We start from the raw sequence: 17,562 nt of genomic DNA, 5'->3' as shown, positions 1-17,562 counted from the left end.
CTCAGCCGACCCGATCGCTCTTGGAAGCCGCGTCGGCCTCGATCGCCTCGACCGGGGCGGGGCAGCGCACGATCGCGCGGTGGCTGCCGATCTTGCCGGCCGGCGTGTGCACCGCCCAGACCTTGCAGCCCGCTTTGAGACCGGCGGTGACATGATGGGTGCGATACTGGACCGGCTGCCGGGGGGCGGTCTGCACGGCGGCGAGCCCGAGCGCGGCGAAGGTCATGATGAGCATGGCTGTTTCCTCGAAATGGTGCCAGGATCCAGCTAAGGAGCGACTATTGCTCCCGGTTCGCGCGTACGTAACGAAACGTTGCTGCAGGGCGATGCTGCAGTGCGAAGGGTTGTTCCGCGCGGATGCTGCCCTTAGGTCCAGTCCCGATGTTGCATCAGTCGGTTGCCTCGCCCACCATTCTCCTCGTCGAGGATGATCCCCCGCTCCGGACGCTCACTGCGCGCGCATTGCAGGAGCACGGCTTCCGCGTCCGGCCGGTCGCGACCGCGCCCGAGATGTGGCTGGCATTCGAGGCGTCGCCGGTCGATCTCGTCGTCCTCGACATCATGCTCCCCGGCACCAGCGGCATCGATTTGTGCCGGATGATCCGCGAGCGCAGCCGCGTTCCGATCATCTTCATCTCGGCCAAGAACAGCGAGACCGATCGCGTGGTGGGGCTCGAGCTCGGTGCCGACGATTATCTCGCCAAGCCCTTCGGCACCCGTGAACTGATCGCGCGCGTTCGCGCCGTGCTGCGCCGGGGCACGCCCGAACAATCGCCCTCGCATCAGGTGAAGGGGCTGGTCCAGTTCGACGGCTGGAGCATCAGTCTTCCCCGGCGCGAGCTCACCTCGCCTAGCGGCGCGCTGGTCGAGCTGACCGGCGCCGAGTTCGATCTGCTCGTCAGCCTGTGCGACCATGCCGGACGGGTCATCGCGCGCGAGCGGCTGATCGAGCTCTCGCGCATGCGGCTGGGCGACAGCTCGGATCGCAGCGTCGACGTGCTGATCAGCCGGTTGCGGCGCAAGCTCTCGAATGCGCACGGCAAGGCGCCGATCGTCACGGTGCGCGGCGTGGGCTACATGCTGAACGCGGCCGTCACGCGAAACTGACCATCATGCTGCGCCCCTCGATCGGCCTGATCGGCAGGATCTTCGGCATTCTGCTGCTCGCGATCCTGATCGAGTTCGGCGCGAGCACCTTCTTCTACGAACGGACGAGCCAGCTGTCGGTGCGCGACGACGAGGCGCGACGGCTGGCCGAGCATCTGGTGATCGCGCGCAAGCTACTCGCCGAGGAACCGCCCGGGCAACGGACGGCGCTCGCCGCGGATCTGACGACGAGCCGCTATATCGTTCGCTGGAGCCCCGCGCTGCCGGCGCGGTTGCAGATCGCGCCGACGCTCGACCGGGTGCATCGCCAGGTGATCGCGTGGGAGCCCAGCCTTGCCGCGGCGAATCCGCGACTGCGGCTCACCGGCAGCGGACGCAGCGCGGTGATCGAGGGCGGGGTCACGATGCCCGACGGCAGCTGGATGCAGTTCGCGACGCGCGAGCCGGTGCACGAGCTGAGCTTCTCGCTCGAAAGGATCCTGCTCGGACTCGCGCCGGCGGTCGCGATCATCCTCGTCGGCGGCGCGCTGGTGCGGCAGACCTTGCTGCCGATGCGCAAGCTCGCCCAGGCTGCCGAGCGGGTCGGCAGCAACGAGGCCGAGGAATTGTCCGAGGCCGGGCCGCGCGAGCTGCGCCGCGTGATCCGCGCCTTCAACCGGATGCAGGCGCGGATCCACGGGCTGATCGAGGATCGCACCCAGGCGCTCGCCGCGGTCGGGCACGACATGCGGACCCCGTTGGCGCGCCTGCGACTGCGCGCCGACGCGGTCGAGGATCCGGAGGTCCATCGGGCGATCGAGGCCGATATCGGTGAGATGGAGGCGATGATCAGATCGTTGCTCGCCTATCTGAACGGCGACGATGATGGCGAGCAGCCAGTGCCGGTCGATCTTGCCGCGCTGTGCCAGACCGTCGCCGACGACGCGCGCGATCACGGGGGCGATGTTCGCTACGAGGGCCCCGATCATTGCGAGCGCCCCGTCCGGCGGAGCGCGTTCAAGCGTGCGCTGGTCAACCTCGTCGAGAACGCGGTGCATCACGCGGAGCGCATTTGGGTGACGGTCAAGCCCGGCGATGCCGAGATCGTGCTGCGGGTCGAGGATGATGGCCCGGGCATTCCGGAAGAGGCGATCCAGCGCGTGCTCCAGCCCTTTGTCCGGCTCGATCAGGCGCGCGCGCGCGACACGATGGGGCTGGGGCTCGGCCTGTCGATCGTCGCGCGCGCGGTCGCGGCGGAAGGCGGTACCTTCGCGCTGCAGAATCGCAGCGGCGGCGGACTGCGTGCCGAGATCCGGCTGCCGCTGCGCTGAAACGGCCGGACGGCGGGGAAACACTTCCTTACATACGCGCTGCGCCGCAGCAAAACAGCGTCCGTACCTCCCTGCTGACACTCGCGCCCAGCGAGTTGGCAAGGAGTATAGCCAGTGAACGAATTGATGGGACGCGTGCTGAGCTTCGCGAAGCAGGTCTTTCCGGACCAGAGCGATCTATACGGTCGTCTGGCCAGCGACGGGCAGAGCCCCAAGGCATTGATGATCTCCTGCGCGGATTCGCGCGTGGTGCCCGAGCAGATATTGCAGGCCGGGCCGGGCGAGCTCTTCGTCTGCCGCAACGCGGGCAACATCGTCCCGCCCTTCGCCACCCAGAATGGCGGCGTCTCCTCGACGGTCGAATATGCCGTCGAGGCGCTGGGCGTGCACGACATCATCGTCTGCGGTCATTCGGACTGCGGCGCGATGAAGGCGCTGATGAACCCGCAGATGCTCGAGAACATGCCCAATGTCGCGGCGTGGCTGCGGCACAGCGCCGCGGCGGCGAGCGTCGTCAAGCGCGGCTATCCCGAGCTCGAGAACGGCGAATCGGTGCGCGCGGCGAGCCTCGAGAATGTCGTGATCCAGATCGCGCATCTGCGCACCCACCCGTCGGTCGCCGCGGCGATCGCCCGCGGCGCGGTGGCGCTGCACGGCTGGTTCTTCGACATCGGCGCGGGCGAGGTGCTGGCGCTCGACGGCGTCAGCGGCCAGTTCGTCGCGATCCGCGAGGGGTCCGAGCTACCTGTCGCGTTGCCCGCGGCGGCGCGCCTCGCGGCCGAGCGCGTGGAGGCGGCGGAATGACTGCCGCCGCCGAGACCCCGAAGCTCGCCTTGCCCAAATTCGCCTTCAACGTCCGCGATCTGACTGCCTCGATCGTGGTCTTCCTCGTCGCGATGCCGCTGTGCATGGGCATCGCGATCGCCTCGGGCGTGTCGCCCGAAAAGGGGCTGATCACCGGCATCATCGGCGGCATCGTCGTCGGCGCGCTGGCTGGTTCGCCGCTGCAGGTCAGCGGCCCCGCCGCGGGCCTCGCGGTGATCGTTTTCGAGTTGGTCCGCGATCAGGGCCTGTCGGCGCTCGGCCCGATCCTGATGCTCGCCGGGCTGGTGCAGGTCCTTGCCGGCGTGTTCCGGCTGGGTGGCTGGTTCCGCGCGATCTCGCCGGCGGTGGTGCACGGCATGCTCGCCGGCATCGGCGTGCTGATCGTGATCGGCCAGTTCCATGTGATGTTCGATTCGAAGCCGCTGCCGAGCGGCCTCGAGAATCTGGCCGCGATGCCGGGACGTCTGCTCGGGCTGTCACCTAGCATCGCCGCGGCCGAGATCGCGCTGGCGCTGGGCCTCACCACCATCGCAGTGATGCTCGGCTGGGAGAAATGGCGGCCCGCCGCGCTCAGGCTCGTTCCCGGCGCGCTGATGGGCGTGGTCGCGAGCACCTTGCTCGCCTTTCTGCTCGGCCTCGACGTCACTCGCGTCAGTGTGCCCGAGAACATTGCCGCGGCGATCAGCCTGCCCGACGCGGGCACCTTCGCGCTGCTGCTCAATCCCTCGATCATCGGTGCCGCGTTCGCGATTGCGTTCATCGCCAGCGCCGAGACCCTGCTCTCGGCGGCGGCGGTAGACCGGATGCACGACGGCGCGCGCACCAACTACAACAAGGAGCTCCGCGCGCAGGGCATTGGCAATCTGCTGTGCGGTGCAGCGGGCGCGCTACCGATGACCGGCGTCATCGTACGCAGCTCGGCCAACGTCCAGGCGGGCGCGCAGACCCGGCTCTCGGCGATCCTGCACGGGGTGTGGATCCTCGGCTTCGTCGCGTTGCTGCCGTGGCTGCTGCGCGAGATTCCGATGGCGGCGCTCGGCGCGGTGCTGGTGGTGACCGGCGCACGGCTGGTGAACTTCAGCCATGCCCGGCATCTGCTGCGCGATTATGGCGCGCTGCCCGCGATGATCTGGGCGGTCACCCTGGTGCTGGTCGTTGCGGAGGACCTGCTCACCGGCGTGCTGGTCGGCATCGGATTGTCGCTGCTCGAGCTGCTCCCGCACTTCCGCCGCCTGCGGCTGCGAGTCGAGGAGCGCGAGGACGACGAGCGCCGCACGATCGCGCTTTCGGGCGCGGCGACGTTCGTCGCGCTTCCCAGGCTCTCGGCAAAGCTCGACGCGCTGCCGAGTAAGGCGCCGGTGTTGCTCGATCTCTCCAGATGCTCGGCGATCGATCATACCTGCACCGAGCTGCTCAAGGACTGGCTCCAGCGGCGGCGCGCCGGAGGCGGCAAGGTCGAGATATTCGGCAGCAGCGGAAAGATGGCCGCGCTCGCCGGCGTCTGACGCCGCGCTTCGGCCGGCCAGAATGATCGAACGCGCCCGGTGCCGCATGTCGGCACCGGGTGTGGCTGCATCTGCGCGGCGAGGAATTGCGTGGCCCGGCCATTCCGCCTAACGAACCGAACATGCTGGCGGGGCTGATTTTTGCGATTGAGGAGGCGAGCGACCGTCCGGGGACGCTCGTCGCGACACTGCCGTTCGGCGGCATGACCCTGCTCGAATACCAGATCCGCCTGCTGATCGGGGCCGGCGCCGAGCAGATCCTCGTCGCGGTGGGGCGCATGACGCCGGCGTTGCTCGCCGCGGTCAATCGCGCCGGCCGTCGCGAGGTGCGTGTCGAGATCGTGCGCTCGGCCGAGGAAGCCGCCGAAAAGATCGAGGAAGGCGCGCGGGTGCTGGTGATGGCCGATGGCTTGGTCACCACCGATCCGGTGATGGACCGGATGGGGCATGACGGGCCCGAGGCCTTGCTCGTCACCGATGATGCGGGCTCGCCCGCCGCGATCGAGCGGCTCGACATGCGCGATTGCTGGGCGGGGGTGGCGCGCATCTCGGTGCGCCAGCTCGGCCAGATCGCGCAGATGCCCGACGATTACGACTTCCAGTCGGCACTGCTGCGCGTCGCCGCGCAATCGGGCGCCGAGCATGTCCCGCTCAGCGCGAGCTGGCTGCGCAGCGGCCATGCCGTCGAGCATACCGCGGAGGGGCTCGCGGCGCGTAACACCGGCATCCTCGCAGCACTGACCGAGCGCCGGGTCGGCTGGGCCGATCGCTGGGTATTCACCCGCGTCGCCCGGATGGCGCTTCCCGAGCTGGTCTCGCGCAACGTCCCCGGCTGGAGCTTGTTCGCCGCCGGCGGCGTGCTGGCGCTGCTTTCCTTCACTGCGATCGGCTTCGACTGGGAAGGTACCGGGCTGATCGCTGCGCTTCTGTCGGCAGCCACGCTGGCAACCGGCGGCGCGATGGCGGCGCTGCGTGGCGAGGAACGGCGCGCGGCGGCGGTCGAATGGGCGCTGTTGGCATTGTTCGGGGGCGTGGCGCTGGGCTGCGGCTGGATGGAGCGCGCGCGACTCGATACCACCACGCCGCTCGTGCTGGCGTTGGTGGCGCTCGCGGCGCAGTTTCTCGTCGAGCGCGCGCCCTCGCGGCATCGGCGCTGGTGGGCGAGCCCCTCGGCGCATCTGCTGCTGCTCGCGCCGTTCGCGCTTGCCGGGGTAATTCAGTACGGCCTCGCCGCGGCTGCGGCCTATGCGTTCGTGACCCTTGGTGCCGCGGTTGAGGGCACTCGCGAAAAAGCTTAGCTTCGCTTTAATCACATTGCGCTTATCAGGGGCCGATGTCGGAAAGTACCGTCGACATAAACCCCGGCGCCATCGAGGGCGCCAGCCGGTTGCTCGCGCGAGCCGCCGCCGCGGAGACGCGCGCGCATGACGGGCTCGCAGTCGCGATCGACGATTTCTTCCTGCCCGAGGAGGCGCGGCTCGACGAGCGCACCCGCGTGGCGCTGGCGCTGCTGCTGCGCGCGTTGATCGACACGGTGGAAGCCGAGATCCGCGAGCATGGCGCGCAACTGCTGAGCACGCGCGGGGAAAGCCAGCTCGCCGCGGCGATCCTGCGCACCGAAGTGGGCGTATTCGAGCGGCTGTTCCGTGCGGGCGTGCTGCGCGACGCCGCGTTGATGTCCGAACTGATGGCGCGTGTCCGCCAGGACGCGATCGGAGCGGCGCTGCCGATGCACGCGCCCGACGACCCCGAGCGGCCCAGCCTCGTCAATCGTTTCGTCCAGCACCCCGATCGCGCGCTGGCGAGCGGCGCGATGGGATTGCTGGTGGCGGAGAGCCGTCGACGCGGTGGCCCCGATATGGGGCCGCTCACGCATACCGATCTCCCTGCCGAGTTGCACCACCGGCTGGTGTGGTGGGTGGCGGCGGCGCTGCGCGAGCGCGTCGGCGAGGCGGCCGACGGCGCGCTGCAAGCCCTCGATCGCGCGCTTTCCGACGCGGCGCAGCGCAGCCTCACGGCCTATGACGAAGGCGATCGGCTCGAGGCGGCAGCGATGCGTTTCGCCGCGGCGATCGACGCCCGACCCGACGAATTGCCCAAATTGCTGGTCGAGGCGCTGAGCGACCGGCGCATCGTATTGTTCATCGCGCTGTTCGCGCATGCGCTGGGCGTGGGCTATCCGCTGGCACGCGATATCGTGCTCGATTCGGTGGCAGACCGGCTGTGGCTCGCGCTCCGCGCGCTCGATCTCGGCCGCGAGACCGTCGCCCAGATCGGCTTCGCCCTTTGCGAGGCCGATCCGCGCCGCGATGTCGAGCGTTTCGCCGACCGGCTCGATTCGATCGTCGCCATCCCCGGCGACGAGGCGCGTGAGGCAATCGCGCCGCTGCGGCTCGATCCCGATTATCGCGCGGCGCTGCTCGCGCTCGCCGGGACGAGGGCGGCATGAACGCGATCGATCGCACCTTGCCCGTTTCGTGGGGGCGCCTCGATCGCGAAGGGCGGCTGCTCGACGCCGAGGCGAGGCTCGCAGAGCTCAACCAACGCGCCGGCGGCGATACCGGCGTGCCGCTCGCGGTGCCGCCGATCGCGGCGCTGGCGCGGCTCGCCCAGCGGCTGGGCATCGCCATTTCGCGCAACGTCGTCGCCGCCGATGGCGAGGACGATCTCGATCTGTGGGTGCGCGCCGAGCCTGAGCAGGGCGGGGTGCGGCTCGAAGTCAGCGGCTGGCGCCAGCGCCCCGCGTGGCGCGCGATCGCGAGCGAGCTTGAGCGCGAGGGCGATTTCTTCCGCTCGGCCGCCGATTGGCTGTGGGAGACCGACGCGTCGCTGCGGATCACCTTTCTGTCGATCGAGGCGGGCGAGCGCTATGGCTTCGATTCGAGCGCGATGCTCGGCCAGCCACTGACCCGGCTGTTCCATCTCGAGCAGGACGAGAGCGGCAATCTGCCGATCCTCGACGCCGTCGCCGCCCAAGCGCAGTTCGATGGCCAGAAGGCCGAGATTCGCGGCACCGGCCGGATGGTGCGGCTCGCCGCGACTCCGCGCAGCGATCCCGGCGGGCGCTTTGCCGGCTTTGTCGGCGCGGCGCACATGCTCGAGACGCCGCTGCCGCCCGAACCCGGTCCCGACACGCCGCTGCCCGCGCCCGCGGCCTCGTTCGGCGGTTTCCCCGATTCGTTCAGCCAGCGGCTCGATCGCGCGCTGCGGGGCCCGCTGGGCAAGATCATCGCGAACGCCGACAGCATCAGCGCGCAGCTCGATGGCCCGCTTAAGTCGGACTATGCCGAATATGCCAGCGACATCGCCAATGCCGGGCGTCACTTGCTCGGGCTGGTCGAGGACCTGGTCGATCTGCAGGCGATCGAGCGCGACGATTTCGCGATCGCGCTCGAGCCGATCGACCTCGCCGATGTCGCGCGGCGTGCGTCCGGGCTGCTCGGCGTGCGCGCGGCGCAGTCCGAGGTGCGGATCGACAAGCCCGCGCTCGACGAGGCATTGCCCGCAACCGGCGAGTTCCGTCGCGCGCTGCAGGTGCTGGTCAATCTGATCGGCAATGCGGTGCGCTATTCGCCGCCGGGGGCGATGGTGTGGATCCGGCTCGAGCGCGAGGAAAAGAAGAGCTGCGTGATCGTTGCCGATCAGGGCAAAGGGATCGCCCACGAGGATCAGGAAAGGATCTTCGAGAAGTTCGGCCGGGTCGACGACAGCGAACCGGGTGGCTCGGGCCTCGGCCTCTATATCGCGCGCCGGCTCGCCCGCGCGATGGGCGGCGATCTCAAGGTCGACAGCGCCCCGGGAATGGGTGCGCGCTTCATTTTCTCGCTGCCGACTCGGCATTGAGAAAAAGGGCGCCCGCCGCGGTCGGCGAGCGCCCCGATGGTCAGCGACGACGGCAGACCGTCACGCGACCCTGATAGCGGCGCCACTCGGTCCAGCAGCGGCGCTGGTGGTTGCGATAATAGCGGCTGCGATTGTAGCGACGGTCGCGATCCCAGCGGTTGCGGTCGCCGCGGCCCCAGCGGTCGCGATCGCGATAGCGCTGATTGTCGCGATAGCCGTTGCCATAGCCGTAACCGTAATCCTGAACCGCGCTGACCGCAGTGATCGGCGCGGCGCTCGCGGCGGTGGTGCCGGCGATGCCGGTCATGGCGAGCGCGGCGGCGGCGATGATCCTGACAATCCTCATCATGCTCTCCTCTGTATTTGTACACGCAGTGCGAACGGTTTAGCCGCCGCATCGCTTCGCGTTGCTGAATCGAGTTGTAGTCTGCGGTACAGGTTTAGCCGCAAATCCCGCCGATACTGGCTTCTGCCATTAGATCAGCTTATGGCTCGGCGATGGTCCGCCCCCATCTGCCGCTCAATGCGCTGCGCGCTTTCGAAGCCTCGGCACGGCATCTTTCCTTCACCCGCGCCGCGATCGAGCTCTGCGTCACGCAGGCGGCGATCAGCCACCAGGTCAAGGGACTTGAGACTCGGCTGGGGGTGAGGCTGTTCCGCCGCCTGCCGCGCGGGCTCGCGCTCACCGACGAGGGGCTGGCGCTGCAGCCGGCGCTCGCCGAGAGCTTCGATCGCATCGCCGAGCTGGTCGAGGGGATCGCGAGCGGCGAGGCGACCCAGCTGCTTTCGGTCGCGGCGGTCGGCACGTTCGCCACCGGCTGGCTGCTGCCGAGGCTGCCGGGGTTCCGCGCCGCGAATCCGCGGATCGATCTGCGGCTGTTCACCAACAACAACCGGGTCGATCTGGCCGGGGAGGGGCTCGACTATGCGATCCGCTTCGGCGACGGCGCGTGGCACGCGACCGAGGCGGTGCCGCTGATCGAGGCACCGCTCACGCCGCTCTGCACGCCGGCGCTGGCGCGCGGGCTGGCCGAACCGCGCGATCTGCTCGGGCTGCCGCTGCTGCGCTCCTATCGTGCCGACGAATGGGCGCGCTGGTTCGACGCGGCCGGGGTGCCGCCGCCGACGCTCAAGGGCCCGGTGTTCGATTCCTCGCTGGCGATGGCCGAGGCGGCGCTGCAGGGCGCGGGCGTCGCGCTCGCGCCGGCATCGATGTTGGGGCGTCCGCTCGACGACGGAGCGCTGGTGCGGCCGTTCGCCATCGAGGTGTCGACCGGGCGCTATTGGCTGACCTGGCTCAAGTCGCGCGCGCTCAGCCCGGCGATGCTGGCGTTCCGCGACTGGATCGCCGGCGCCTGAGGCTCAGGCGAGCCATTCGCGCGTGGCGATCAGCACCGCGGTCATGATCACCGGGCCGATGAAGAGCCCGACCAGCCCCATGCTCGCGATCCCGCCGAAGATGCCGATCAGCGCGAGCAGGAAGGGGAGCTCGGCGCGGCGGCCGATCAGCGCCGGCTGGACGATATTGTCCCCCACCAGCATCACCGCGGCACCATAGACGAAGAGCAGCGCGGCCGCGACGGGCGCGCCCGCCAGCAGAAGCACGACGCTGGCGACGCTGAAGACGAACCACGCGCCGAAGGGCAGCATCGCGAAGGCGGCGGTCATCAGCGCGAACAGCATCGGCTTGGGTACCCCGGCGATCGCGTAACCGACTCCGATCAGCGCGCCTTCGCCGAGCGCGACGAACACCGTGCCGACCACCGTCACCCGCACCGCCTCGACGAGCCGCTCGGCAAAGGCCTCGCCGTCATGCCCGACGCTGGCCGCGATCAGCCGCATGCCTTGCGCGCCGAGCGATGCGCCGTGGCGGAGCATGGTGAAGAGCGCGACGAGCGTGACGAAGAGCAGCAAGGTACCCTGCGCCATCGCCAGCGCGGCACCCTTGACCCAGTCGAGGATGGTGGCGGCGTCGAGCTGGGCGAGCAGCTGGCCAGAGCTACCCGGCGTGGCGAGATAGTGCTGCCAAAGTCCGAGGAGCCGGGATCCGGCGAGCGGGACGTCGGCCAGCCACGCGGGCGGCGGAATGCCGTGCGTCTGCGCCGTTTGCAGCCACGCCATCGCGACGCCGCTTTCCTGCGCGGCCTCGAGCGCCGCGACGACGAGCGGCAGCATCAGGACGAGCCCGGCGGCAAGCGTGAGGCCGAACGCGGCCCAGCCGGGCGGGTTGCCCCCGGCATCGGTGCGCGCGCCGCGGAGCAGCGGCCATAATGCGATAGCTAGGACGAGCGCCCACAGCAGCGAGGTCAGGAATTCGCGCGCGATCCACACCGCCAGCGCCAGCGCGGCGAGTGCCAGCCATCGGCGGCGGTGCGCGTCCGCCCGCGTGACTTCTCCATCGCCCATGCGCCTCGCCTCCTTATGGAGGCGAAACGATCATGGGGTGGAAAGGTGCCTCAGCGCTTGTCGACGGGAACGTAGTCGCGCTGGACGGGGCCGGTGTAGAGCTGGCGCGGACGGCCGATCTTCTGCTCGGGGTCCGAGATCATCTCGTTCCACTGCGCGACCCAGCCGACGGTGCGGGCGAGCGCGAACAGCGCCGTGAACATCGTCGTCGGGAAGCCGATCGCCGAAAGGATCACGCCCGAATAGAAATCGACGTTGGGGAACAGCTTCTTCTCGACGAAGTAATCGTCCTTGAGCGCCATTTCCTCGAGCTGAAGCGCGACCTCGAACACGGGGTCGGAGACGTTCAGCTCCTTGAACACTTCGCGGACCGTCTTCTGCATCACCGTCGCGCGCGGATCGTAGTTCTTGTAGACGCGGTGGCCGAAGCCCATCAGGCGGAACGGATCGTTCTTGTCCTTGGCGCGCGCGATGAATTCGGGGATGCGCTCCGGACGGCCGATCTCGTGGAGCATGTTGAGCGCCGCTTCATTGGCGCCGCCGTGTGCCGGGCCCCACAGGCAGGCGATGCCCGCCGCGATGCACGCGAACGGATTGGCGCCCGATGAGCCGGCGAGGCGCACGGTCGAGGTCGAGGCATTCTGCTCGTGATCGGCGTGGAGGATGAAGATGCGGTCGAGCGCCTTCTCGACGACCGGATTCACGACATATTCCTCGGCGGGGACGCCGAAGGTCATGCGCAGGAAGTTGCCGGTGTAGGACAGCGAGTTGTCCGGATAGAGGAAGGGCTGGCCGACGCTGTACTTGTAGGCCATCGCCGCGATCGTCGGCATCTTGGCGATCAGCCGGTGCGACGCAATCATGCGCTGCTTGGGATCGGTGATGTCGGTCGAATCGTGATAGAAGGCCGAGAGCGCACCGACCACACCGCACATCACCGCCATCGGATGCGCGTCGCGGCGGAAGCCGCGATAGAAGGTCGCCAGCTGCTCGTGCAGCATGGTGTGGCGCGTGATCGTGTTGTTGAACTTGTCGAGCTCGTCCTTGCCGGGCAGCTCGCCGTTCAGCAGCAGATAGGCGACTTCCATGAAGCTCGACTGTTCGGCGAGCTGGCCGATCGGATAGCCGCGATGGAGCAGCACACCCTCGTCGCCATCGATATAGGTCAGCCCCGATTCGCAGGAAGCGGTCGAGGTGAAGCCGGGATCGTAGGTGAAGGTGCCGGTCTGGGCGTAGAGCTTGCGAATGTCGACGACGTCCGGGCCGACGCTACCCGTGAGGACCGGGTAGTCCACTTCTTTCCCCGCAACCTGAAGCTTGGCGGTGTCGCTCATAAACGTCGTCCTCGTCTGGCCCGAATCAGGCGGGCTTGGTCATGTGATCGGCGATGCGGGCCAGGCTTTCCTCCCGCCCCAGCAATGCCAGAACGTCGAAGATGCCCGGAGAGGTTCGTCGCCCGGTAAGTGCGGCGCGCAAAGGCTGCGCGACGGCGCCGAGCTTGACCCCCGCCTCGTCGGCGACAGTGCGTACCGCCGCTTCGAGCGCCTCCGTATCCCAGCTTCCCGCCGCGTCAAGCGCGACATGGATGCGAAACAATAGCTGGGGGGAGTCGCCCTCGAGCAAAGCCTCGGCGCCCTCGTCGAGTACGAGCGGGCGCGTCCTGAAAAGGAACATCGCGCCATCGGCGATTTCGTTGAGGTTCGCAGCGCGCGGCTTGAGCGCGGGCATCGCCGCGTTGAGCAGCGTCAATTGCGCCTCCGACACCTCGAAGGGCAGGCGCTCCGCCACCAGTTCGGCCAGCCGCGAGTCGTCGCTGGCGCGGATATAATGGCCGTTGAGATTCTCGAGCTTCTTGAGATCGAAGCGCGAAGGGCTCTTGCCCACGCCGGCGAGGTCGAACCACCCGATCGCCTGCTCCCGGCTGATGATCTCGTCGTCGCCATGCCCCCAGCCGAGGCGGAGCAGATAGTTGGACACCGCCTCGGGCAGCAGACCGAGCTCGTCGCGATAGGCGTCGACGCCCAGCGCGCCGTGGCGCTTGGAGAGCTTCGCCCCGTCGGCGCCGTGAATCAGCGGAATGTGCGCGTAGACCGGCTCTTCCCAGCCCATTGCCCGGTAGATCGGCAGCTGGCGGAAGGCGTTGTTGAGATGGTCGTCGCCGCGAATGATGTGCGTGACGCCCATGTCGTGATCATCGACCACCACGGCGAGCATATAGGTCGGCGTGCCGTCCGAGCGGAGCAGGACCATGTCGTCGAGCTCGCTATTGTTGACGGTGACCGCTCCCTGGACCTGATCGTCGATCGTGACGCTGCCCTCGCGCGGCGCCTTCAGGCGGATCACGAAGGGCGCGCCCGCGGGCGCCTCGCTCTCGTCGCGATCGCGCCAGCGGCCGTCATAGCGCAGCGGCTGCTTGTTCGCGCGCTGCCCCGCACGCATCGCCTCGAGCTCCTCGGCGGTGGCGAAGCATTTATAGGCATGGCCGTTGGCGAGCATCGCCTGCGCGACCTCGGCATGACGGCTCGCGCGCGAGAATTGATAGATCTCCTCGCCGTCCCAATCGAGATCGAGCCAACGCAGCCCGTCGAGGATCGCGGCGATCGCTTCGTCGGTCGAGCGGGCGCGATCGGTATCCTCGATGCGCAACAGGAACTTGCCGCCATGGTGACGGGCGAACAGCAGATTGAACAGCGCGGTGCGCGCGCCGCCGATATGGAGGAACCCGGTAGGGGAAGGCGCGAAGCGCGTGACGACGGGCTTGCCGCCGGTTTCAGATGTTGCGCTCAACCGCGCTTGCTCCCAGACTTGAAAATCGATGGCCAGCTCAGCCGCCGAGGCCCCTAGCACGGGGTTGCCCGCCCTTCAAATGGGGGCGAGGGGGCGGCTTCGCCATGGGGTTCGCCAGATCGAGATATGGCTCGAGGCCGAGCGCGAGCAGCTCGTGCTGTGGCTGCCGGTGGCGTTCGGCGGGGGTATCGCCGCGTGGTTTCTGCTCCCCGATGCGGCGCGCTGGCTCGGCTTCACGCTCTCGGCGCTTGCGCTTGCGCTGGTCGCGGTCGCCCTCCCGGGCGGCGGCAGGGCGCCGCGCGTGCTCGCCGTGGCGGGGCTGGCGCTCGCGGCCGGTTGCGCGCTGGTCTGGTGGCGCAGCGATCATGTCGCCGCCCCGGTGCTCGCCCGACCGGCAGTGGTGCTGGTGACCGGGCGGGTGGAACGGGTCGAACGCTTGCCGGCGCGCGGGATGGTGCGTGTGACGCTCGCGCCGCAGGGGCATGCCGATCTCCCGCCACGGATACGCGTCAGTCTCGATCAGGCCGATGCCGTTGCCGGTATCGCGCCCGGTGCGGTGATCCGGCTGCGCGCGCGGCTGATGCCGCCGCCCGACGCGGCAGTGCCCGGCGCCTATGATTTCGCGCGGGTCGCGTGGTTCGCCGGGCTCGGCGCGACGGGCAGGGGGTTCGCCCCGATCGCGGTCGTCCGTCCCGCCGCTGCGCCGGGGGCGGATCTCAGGGCGCGGCTTTCGGATCATATCCAGTCGCGAATCGCCGGTAGCGGCGGCGGCATCGCCAGCGCGCTCGCCACCGGCGATCAGGGCGCGATCGCCGAGGAGGATGCAGAGGCGATGCGCCGATCGGGGCTCGCGCACCTCCTGTCGGTGAGCGGGCTTCACGTCACCGCGGTCACCGCCGCGGCGATGCTGCTGGTGTTGCGGCTGCTCGCGCTCAGCCCGGCGCTGGCGCTACGCTGGCGGCTGCCGCTCGTCGCGGCGGGAGCGGGCGCGCTCGCGGCCGTCGGCTACACGCTGCTGACCGGCGCCGAGGTGCCGACGATCCGCTCCTGCGCCGCGGCCCTGCTGGTGCTGCTCGCGCTGAGCCTCGGCCGCGAGGCGATCACCCTGCGGCTGGTAGCGGCGGGCGCGCTGCTCGTGCTGCTGCTCTGGCCCGAGGCGCTCGCGGGCCCAAGCTTCCAGCTGAGCTTCGCCGCGGTGACTGCGATCGTGGCGCTGCACGAGAGCCCGCGGGTGCGCGGCTGGTTCGCGCCGCGCGAGGAAAGGCGGGGCAGGCGGCTGCTCCGTGGTCTCGCCTCGCTGCTGCTCACCGGCCTCGTCGTCGAGCTGGCGCTGATGCCGATCGGGCTGTTCCACTTCCACAAGGCCGGTGTCTATGGCGCGCTCGCCAATATCGTCGCGATTCCGCTGACCACTTTCGTGATCATGCCGCTCGAGGCGCTGGCGCTGGCGCTCGACCTTGTCGGGCTCGGCGCGCCGCTGTGGTGGCTTGCTGCCCGCGCGCTCGATCTGCTGCTGTGGCTGGCGCACACCACGGCGTCGGCGCCCGGCGCGGTAGCGGCACTGCCGGCGATGCCCGGCGGCGCCTATGCGCTGATCGTCGCGGGCGGGCTCTGGGTGGCCTTGTGGCGGACGCGCGTCCGCTGGGCGGGTGTGTTGCCCTTCGCGATCGGGATGGGCTGGGCCTTGCTCACGCCGCCGCCGGATCTGCTCGTCACCGGCGACGGCCGGCACCTCGCGATCCGCATGGCGGGCGGCGAGATGGCGCTGCTGCGCGATCGCGCCGGCGACTATACCCGCTCGGTGCTCGGCGAGAATAGCGGGGCCGAGGACGCCGCGCTCCTGCTGCTCTCGGACGTGCCCGGCGCGCGGTGCAGTCCCGATCTCTGCCTCGTCGAACTCGACGCCGGCGCCCGGCGCTGGCGCGTCCTCGCGACGCGGAGCGGCTATCTGGTGCCGTGGAGGGAAATGATCGCGGCGTGCCGGGCCGCTGACGTCGTGGTGAGCGAGCGGCGCTTGCCCCCCGGATGTGCGCCGCGCTGGCTGAAGCTTGATCGCGACACGCTGGCGCGGAGCGGCGGCGTCGCGATCCGCTTTTCCGATGCCAATGTGCGGACGGTCCGCCGCGGTGGTGGTCATCCGTGGCTCGACCCGCTTCGGGTGCAGCCGCCCTTTGCGCCCGCGTCGAACCCGCAGGCCGCCGGCGATCAGGCGGCGAGAGCTGGCGAGGGTACGCCGCGTTTGCGGTGAGCCGCGAGGCAACTGGTCACGCTCAGCACGACGAGCGCGAACGCGAGCACTTCCCACAAGGTCGGAAGCCGCTGCTCCCACACAAAGCCATAGAGCAGGGCGAACAGCGTCTCGAACAGAATCATCTGCCCTACGAGCGTCAGGGGCAGCAGCCTTGTCATCCGGTTCCACAGCGCATTCCCCGCGATGGAGGCGAGCACCGCGACGCCGATCGAGACGAGGCCGAAGCGTATCCAGTCACCGACGTCGTGCCGGGATGTCCCCGCCAGCGCCGCCAACGGGATCAGCGCAAGCGCCTGGACCCCCGTCATCACGCCGATCAGCAGGTTCCAGTCATGCGCGGAGATGGCATGCAGCCGGGCGAGGCAGCGGCTGTTTCCGACAGCATAGGCCGTCCACGACACGAGCGCGCCGATCGCGCAGAGCAACCCGATCAATGGCGCGCCGAGGCCGCCGGAGACCGGCGTGGTCACCGCCTGCCAGCCGACGCAGACCGCGCCCGCGACGCAGAACAGCAGCGAAGGCGCGAGGCGCGCGAGCGACACCGCGCCCTGGTCGCGGCTGCCGATGATGGTCACCGCGACGGGCAGGAAGCCGATGACGAGCGAGGTCATCGCGATGCCGCCCAGCTGCACCGCGCTCGCCAGCAGGACATAGTAAAGCGTGTTCCCCGCGAGCGCGAGCCAGCCGAGCGCGCGCCAGTCGCGCGGTTCGAGCCTGCTGCGGAGTATGGTCCAGCGCGGCGCGATCAGGCCGGCGGAGATCAACCCGAATGCGAGATAGCGCCCGATCGCGAGCTCGAGCGGGCCGAAGCTGCGCACCAGTTCGGGCGCGAGGAACACAAGGCCCCAGAGCGCGCCCGCGCCGATGCCGCACAGCACGCCGGCGAGCAGGGCGTTGCCGCCGGGCGAATGGATCTGGGCAAGGGACATGCACTGCTCGCGTTCAAAGGGACGCGGCGAGCAATATCATCGCTTGGCGGCAATGTGCGCTCTTGATCGGCACTCCAAATGCAACAAAAACTCACCCATGGCGATCGATCGATCCAAACCTCCGCGCGCGCTCGACAGCTTCGATCGCGCGATTCTCCGTATCGTCCAGCACGATAACAAGACGCCGCAGCGCGCGATCGCGGAAGCGGTGAATCTCTCCGCGGCGGCGGTACAGCGGCGTATCGCGGCGATGGAGGCGGCCGGGGTCATCGCCGGCAACGTCGCCATCGTCGATCCGGATGCGCTGCAACTGGCGATCACCGCCATCGTCGAGGTCCAGCTGCGCGACGAGCGTGCCGCCACCGTCGATGCGGCCAAGGCGCTGTTCCGCGAGACGCCCGACGTCCAGCAATGCTATTTCGTCACGGGTGGGGTGAGCTTCGTGCTGATCATCGTCACGCGCGACATGCGCAGCTACGAGGCGCTCACCCGCACGCTGTTCGCCGAAAACGACTTTGTCGAGCGTTACCGGACGCTGGTGGCGCTCGACAGGACCAAGGCCGACACGAACATCGTCATTCCCTGACGGAGATCGTCCG

The 17,562-nt window shown here is 69.2% G+C and carries 16 protein-coding genes; 10 read left to right on the top strand and 6 right to left on the bottom strand.

The genetic code is table 11. From position 1 onward, the window contains the following. Nucleotide 1: 1 nt before the first annotated feature. Nucleotides 2–235, bottom strand: coding sequence for a hypothetical protein (locus E5A74_RS02170; RefSeq protein WP_135982380.1), 234 nt, complete (start codon nt 233–235; stop codon nt 2–4). Nucleotides 236–381: 146 nt separating this feature from the next. Between E5A74_RS02170 and E5A74_RS02165 the strand changes: the two genes are divergently transcribed. The 7 genes from E5A74_RS02165 to E5A74_RS02135 all read left to right on the top strand — a co-directional run bounded on the left by E5A74_RS02165 (nt 382) and on the right by E5A74_RS02135 (nt 8,590). Beyond that, nucleotides 382–1,107 carry a response regulator transcription factor gene (locus E5A74_RS02165; RefSeq protein ID WP_135982378.1) on the top strand — a complete coding sequence of 242 codons (726 nt, stop codon included), beginning with the start codon at nt 382–384 and terminating at the stop codon, nt 1,105–1,107. A gap of 5 nt (nt 1,108–1,112) precedes the next feature. Further along, nucleotides 1,113–2,417 (top strand): ATP-binding protein, encoded by a 1,305-nt coding sequence (locus tag E5A74_RS02160; RefSeq protein ID WP_206365742.1) that lies wholly within the window; start codon nt 1,113–1,115, stop codon nt 2,415–2,417. Between the two features lie 114 nt (nt 2,418–2,531). Continuing rightward, nucleotides 2,532–3,221, top strand: a complete 690-nt coding sequence (locus E5A74_RS02155) for a carbonic anhydrase (protein ID WP_135982376.1) — start codon at nt 2,532–2,534, stop codon at nt 3,219–3,221. Then, nucleotides 3,218–4,747: a SulP family inorganic anion transporter gene (locus tag E5A74_RS02150; protein ID WP_135982374.1), complete on the top strand. Its 1,530-nt coding sequence runs from the start codon at nt 3,218–3,220 to the stop codon at nt 4,745–4,747. Before E5A74_RS02155 ends, E5A74_RS02150 begins: the two co-directional genes overlap by 4 nt. A 122-nt stretch (nt 4,748–4,869) precedes the next feature. Further along, nucleotides 4,870–6,045 carry a hypothetical protein gene (locus tag E5A74_RS02145; protein ID WP_135982372.1) on the top strand — a complete coding sequence of 392 codons (1,176 nt, stop codon included), beginning with the start codon at nt 4,870–4,872 and terminating at the stop codon, nt 6,043–6,045. Between the two features lie 35 nt (nt 6,046–6,080). Continuing rightward, a complete protein-coding gene (locus E5A74_RS02140; RefSeq protein ID WP_135982370.1) occupies nt 6,081–7,196 on the top strand; it encodes a DUF2336 domain-containing protein in 1,116 nt (371 codons plus the stop codon). Continuing rightward, nucleotides 7,193–8,590 carry a sensor histidine kinase gene (locus E5A74_RS02135; protein ID WP_135982368.1) on the top strand — a complete coding sequence of 466 codons (1,398 nt, stop codon included), beginning with the start codon at nt 7,193–7,195 and terminating at the stop codon, nt 8,588–8,590. The genes E5A74_RS02140 and E5A74_RS02135 overlap by 4 nt, the downstream gene beginning before the upstream one ends. 40 nt (nt 8,591–8,630) lie before the next feature. On the opposite strand, the gene E5A74_RS02130 is transcribed toward E5A74_RS02135, so the two are convergent. Then, the gene (locus E5A74_RS02130) at nt 8,631–8,936 is read right to left on the bottom strand and encodes a hypothetical protein (RefSeq protein WP_135983169.1); all 306 of its coding nucleotides are present in this window, start codon (nt 8,934–8,936) and stop codon (nt 8,631–8,633) included. 152 nt (nt 8,937–9,088) lie between these two features. Between E5A74_RS02130 and E5A74_RS02125 the strand changes: the two genes are divergently transcribed. Further along, nucleotides 9,089–9,949, top strand: a complete 861-nt coding sequence (locus E5A74_RS02125) for a LysR family transcriptional regulator (protein ID WP_135982366.1) — start codon at nt 9,089–9,091, stop codon at nt 9,947–9,949. A gap of 3 nt (nt 9,950–9,952) precedes the next feature. Here E5A74_RS02125 and E5A74_RS02120 read toward each other — a convergent pair whose 3' ends face one another. Genes E5A74_RS02120 through gltX form a run of 3 tightly spaced genes read right to left on the bottom strand, consistent with a single transcriptional unit; the run spans nt 9,953 to nt 13,783 of the window. Further along, nucleotides 9,953–10,996 carry an AI-2E family transporter gene (locus E5A74_RS02120; protein WP_135982364.1) on the bottom strand — a complete coding sequence of 348 codons (1,044 nt, stop codon included), beginning with the start codon at nt 10,994–10,996 and terminating at the stop codon, nt 9,953–9,955. Nucleotides 10,997–11,046: 50 nt separating this feature from the next. Continuing rightward, on the bottom strand, nt 11,047–12,330 hold the full coding sequence (locus E5A74_RS02115; RefSeq protein WP_135982362.1) for a citrate synthase: 1,284 nt from the start codon (nt 12,328–12,330) through the stop codon (nt 11,047–11,049). 25 nt (nt 12,331–12,355) lie between these two features. Then, a complete protein-coding gene (gene gltX, locus E5A74_RS02110; RefSeq protein WP_135982360.1) occupies nt 12,356–13,783 on the bottom strand; it encodes a glutamate--tRNA ligase in 1,428 nt (475 codons plus the stop codon). Between the two features lie 79 nt (nt 13,784–13,862). On the opposite strand from gltX, the gene E5A74_RS02105 reads away from it, so the two are divergent. Continuing rightward, a complete protein-coding gene (locus tag E5A74_RS02105) occupies nt 13,863–16,031 on the top strand; it encodes a ComEC/Rec2 family competence protein (protein ID WP_206365768.1) in 2,169 nt (722 codons plus the stop codon). On the opposite strand, the gene E5A74_RS02100 is transcribed toward E5A74_RS02105, so the two are convergent. Then, entirely contained in the window at nt 15,989–16,963 is a 975-nt protein-coding gene (locus E5A74_RS02100) for a DMT family transporter (protein WP_135982358.1), read from the bottom strand. The two genes, E5A74_RS02105 and E5A74_RS02100, sit on opposite strands and share 43 nt — an antisense overlap. Nucleotides 16,964–17,060: 97 nt before the next feature. Here E5A74_RS02100 and E5A74_RS02095 point away from each other — a divergent pair, with 97 nt between their 5' ends. Then, nucleotides 17,061–17,549 (top strand): Lrp/AsnC family transcriptional regulator, encoded by a 489-nt coding sequence (locus E5A74_RS02095; protein WP_135982356.1) that lies wholly within the window; start codon nt 17,061–17,063, stop codon nt 17,547–17,549. Nucleotides 17,550–17,562: the final 13 nt, after the last annotated feature.

This window comes from Sphingomonas naasensis (genome assembly GCF_004792695.1).
Lineage (GTDB): Bacteria > Pseudomonadota > Alphaproteobacteria > Sphingomonadales > Sphingomonadaceae > Sphingomonas > Sphingomonas naasensis.
The sequence above is the reverse complement of the archived record's forward strand: the minus strand, read 5'-3'. Positions and strand labels throughout refer to the sequence as shown.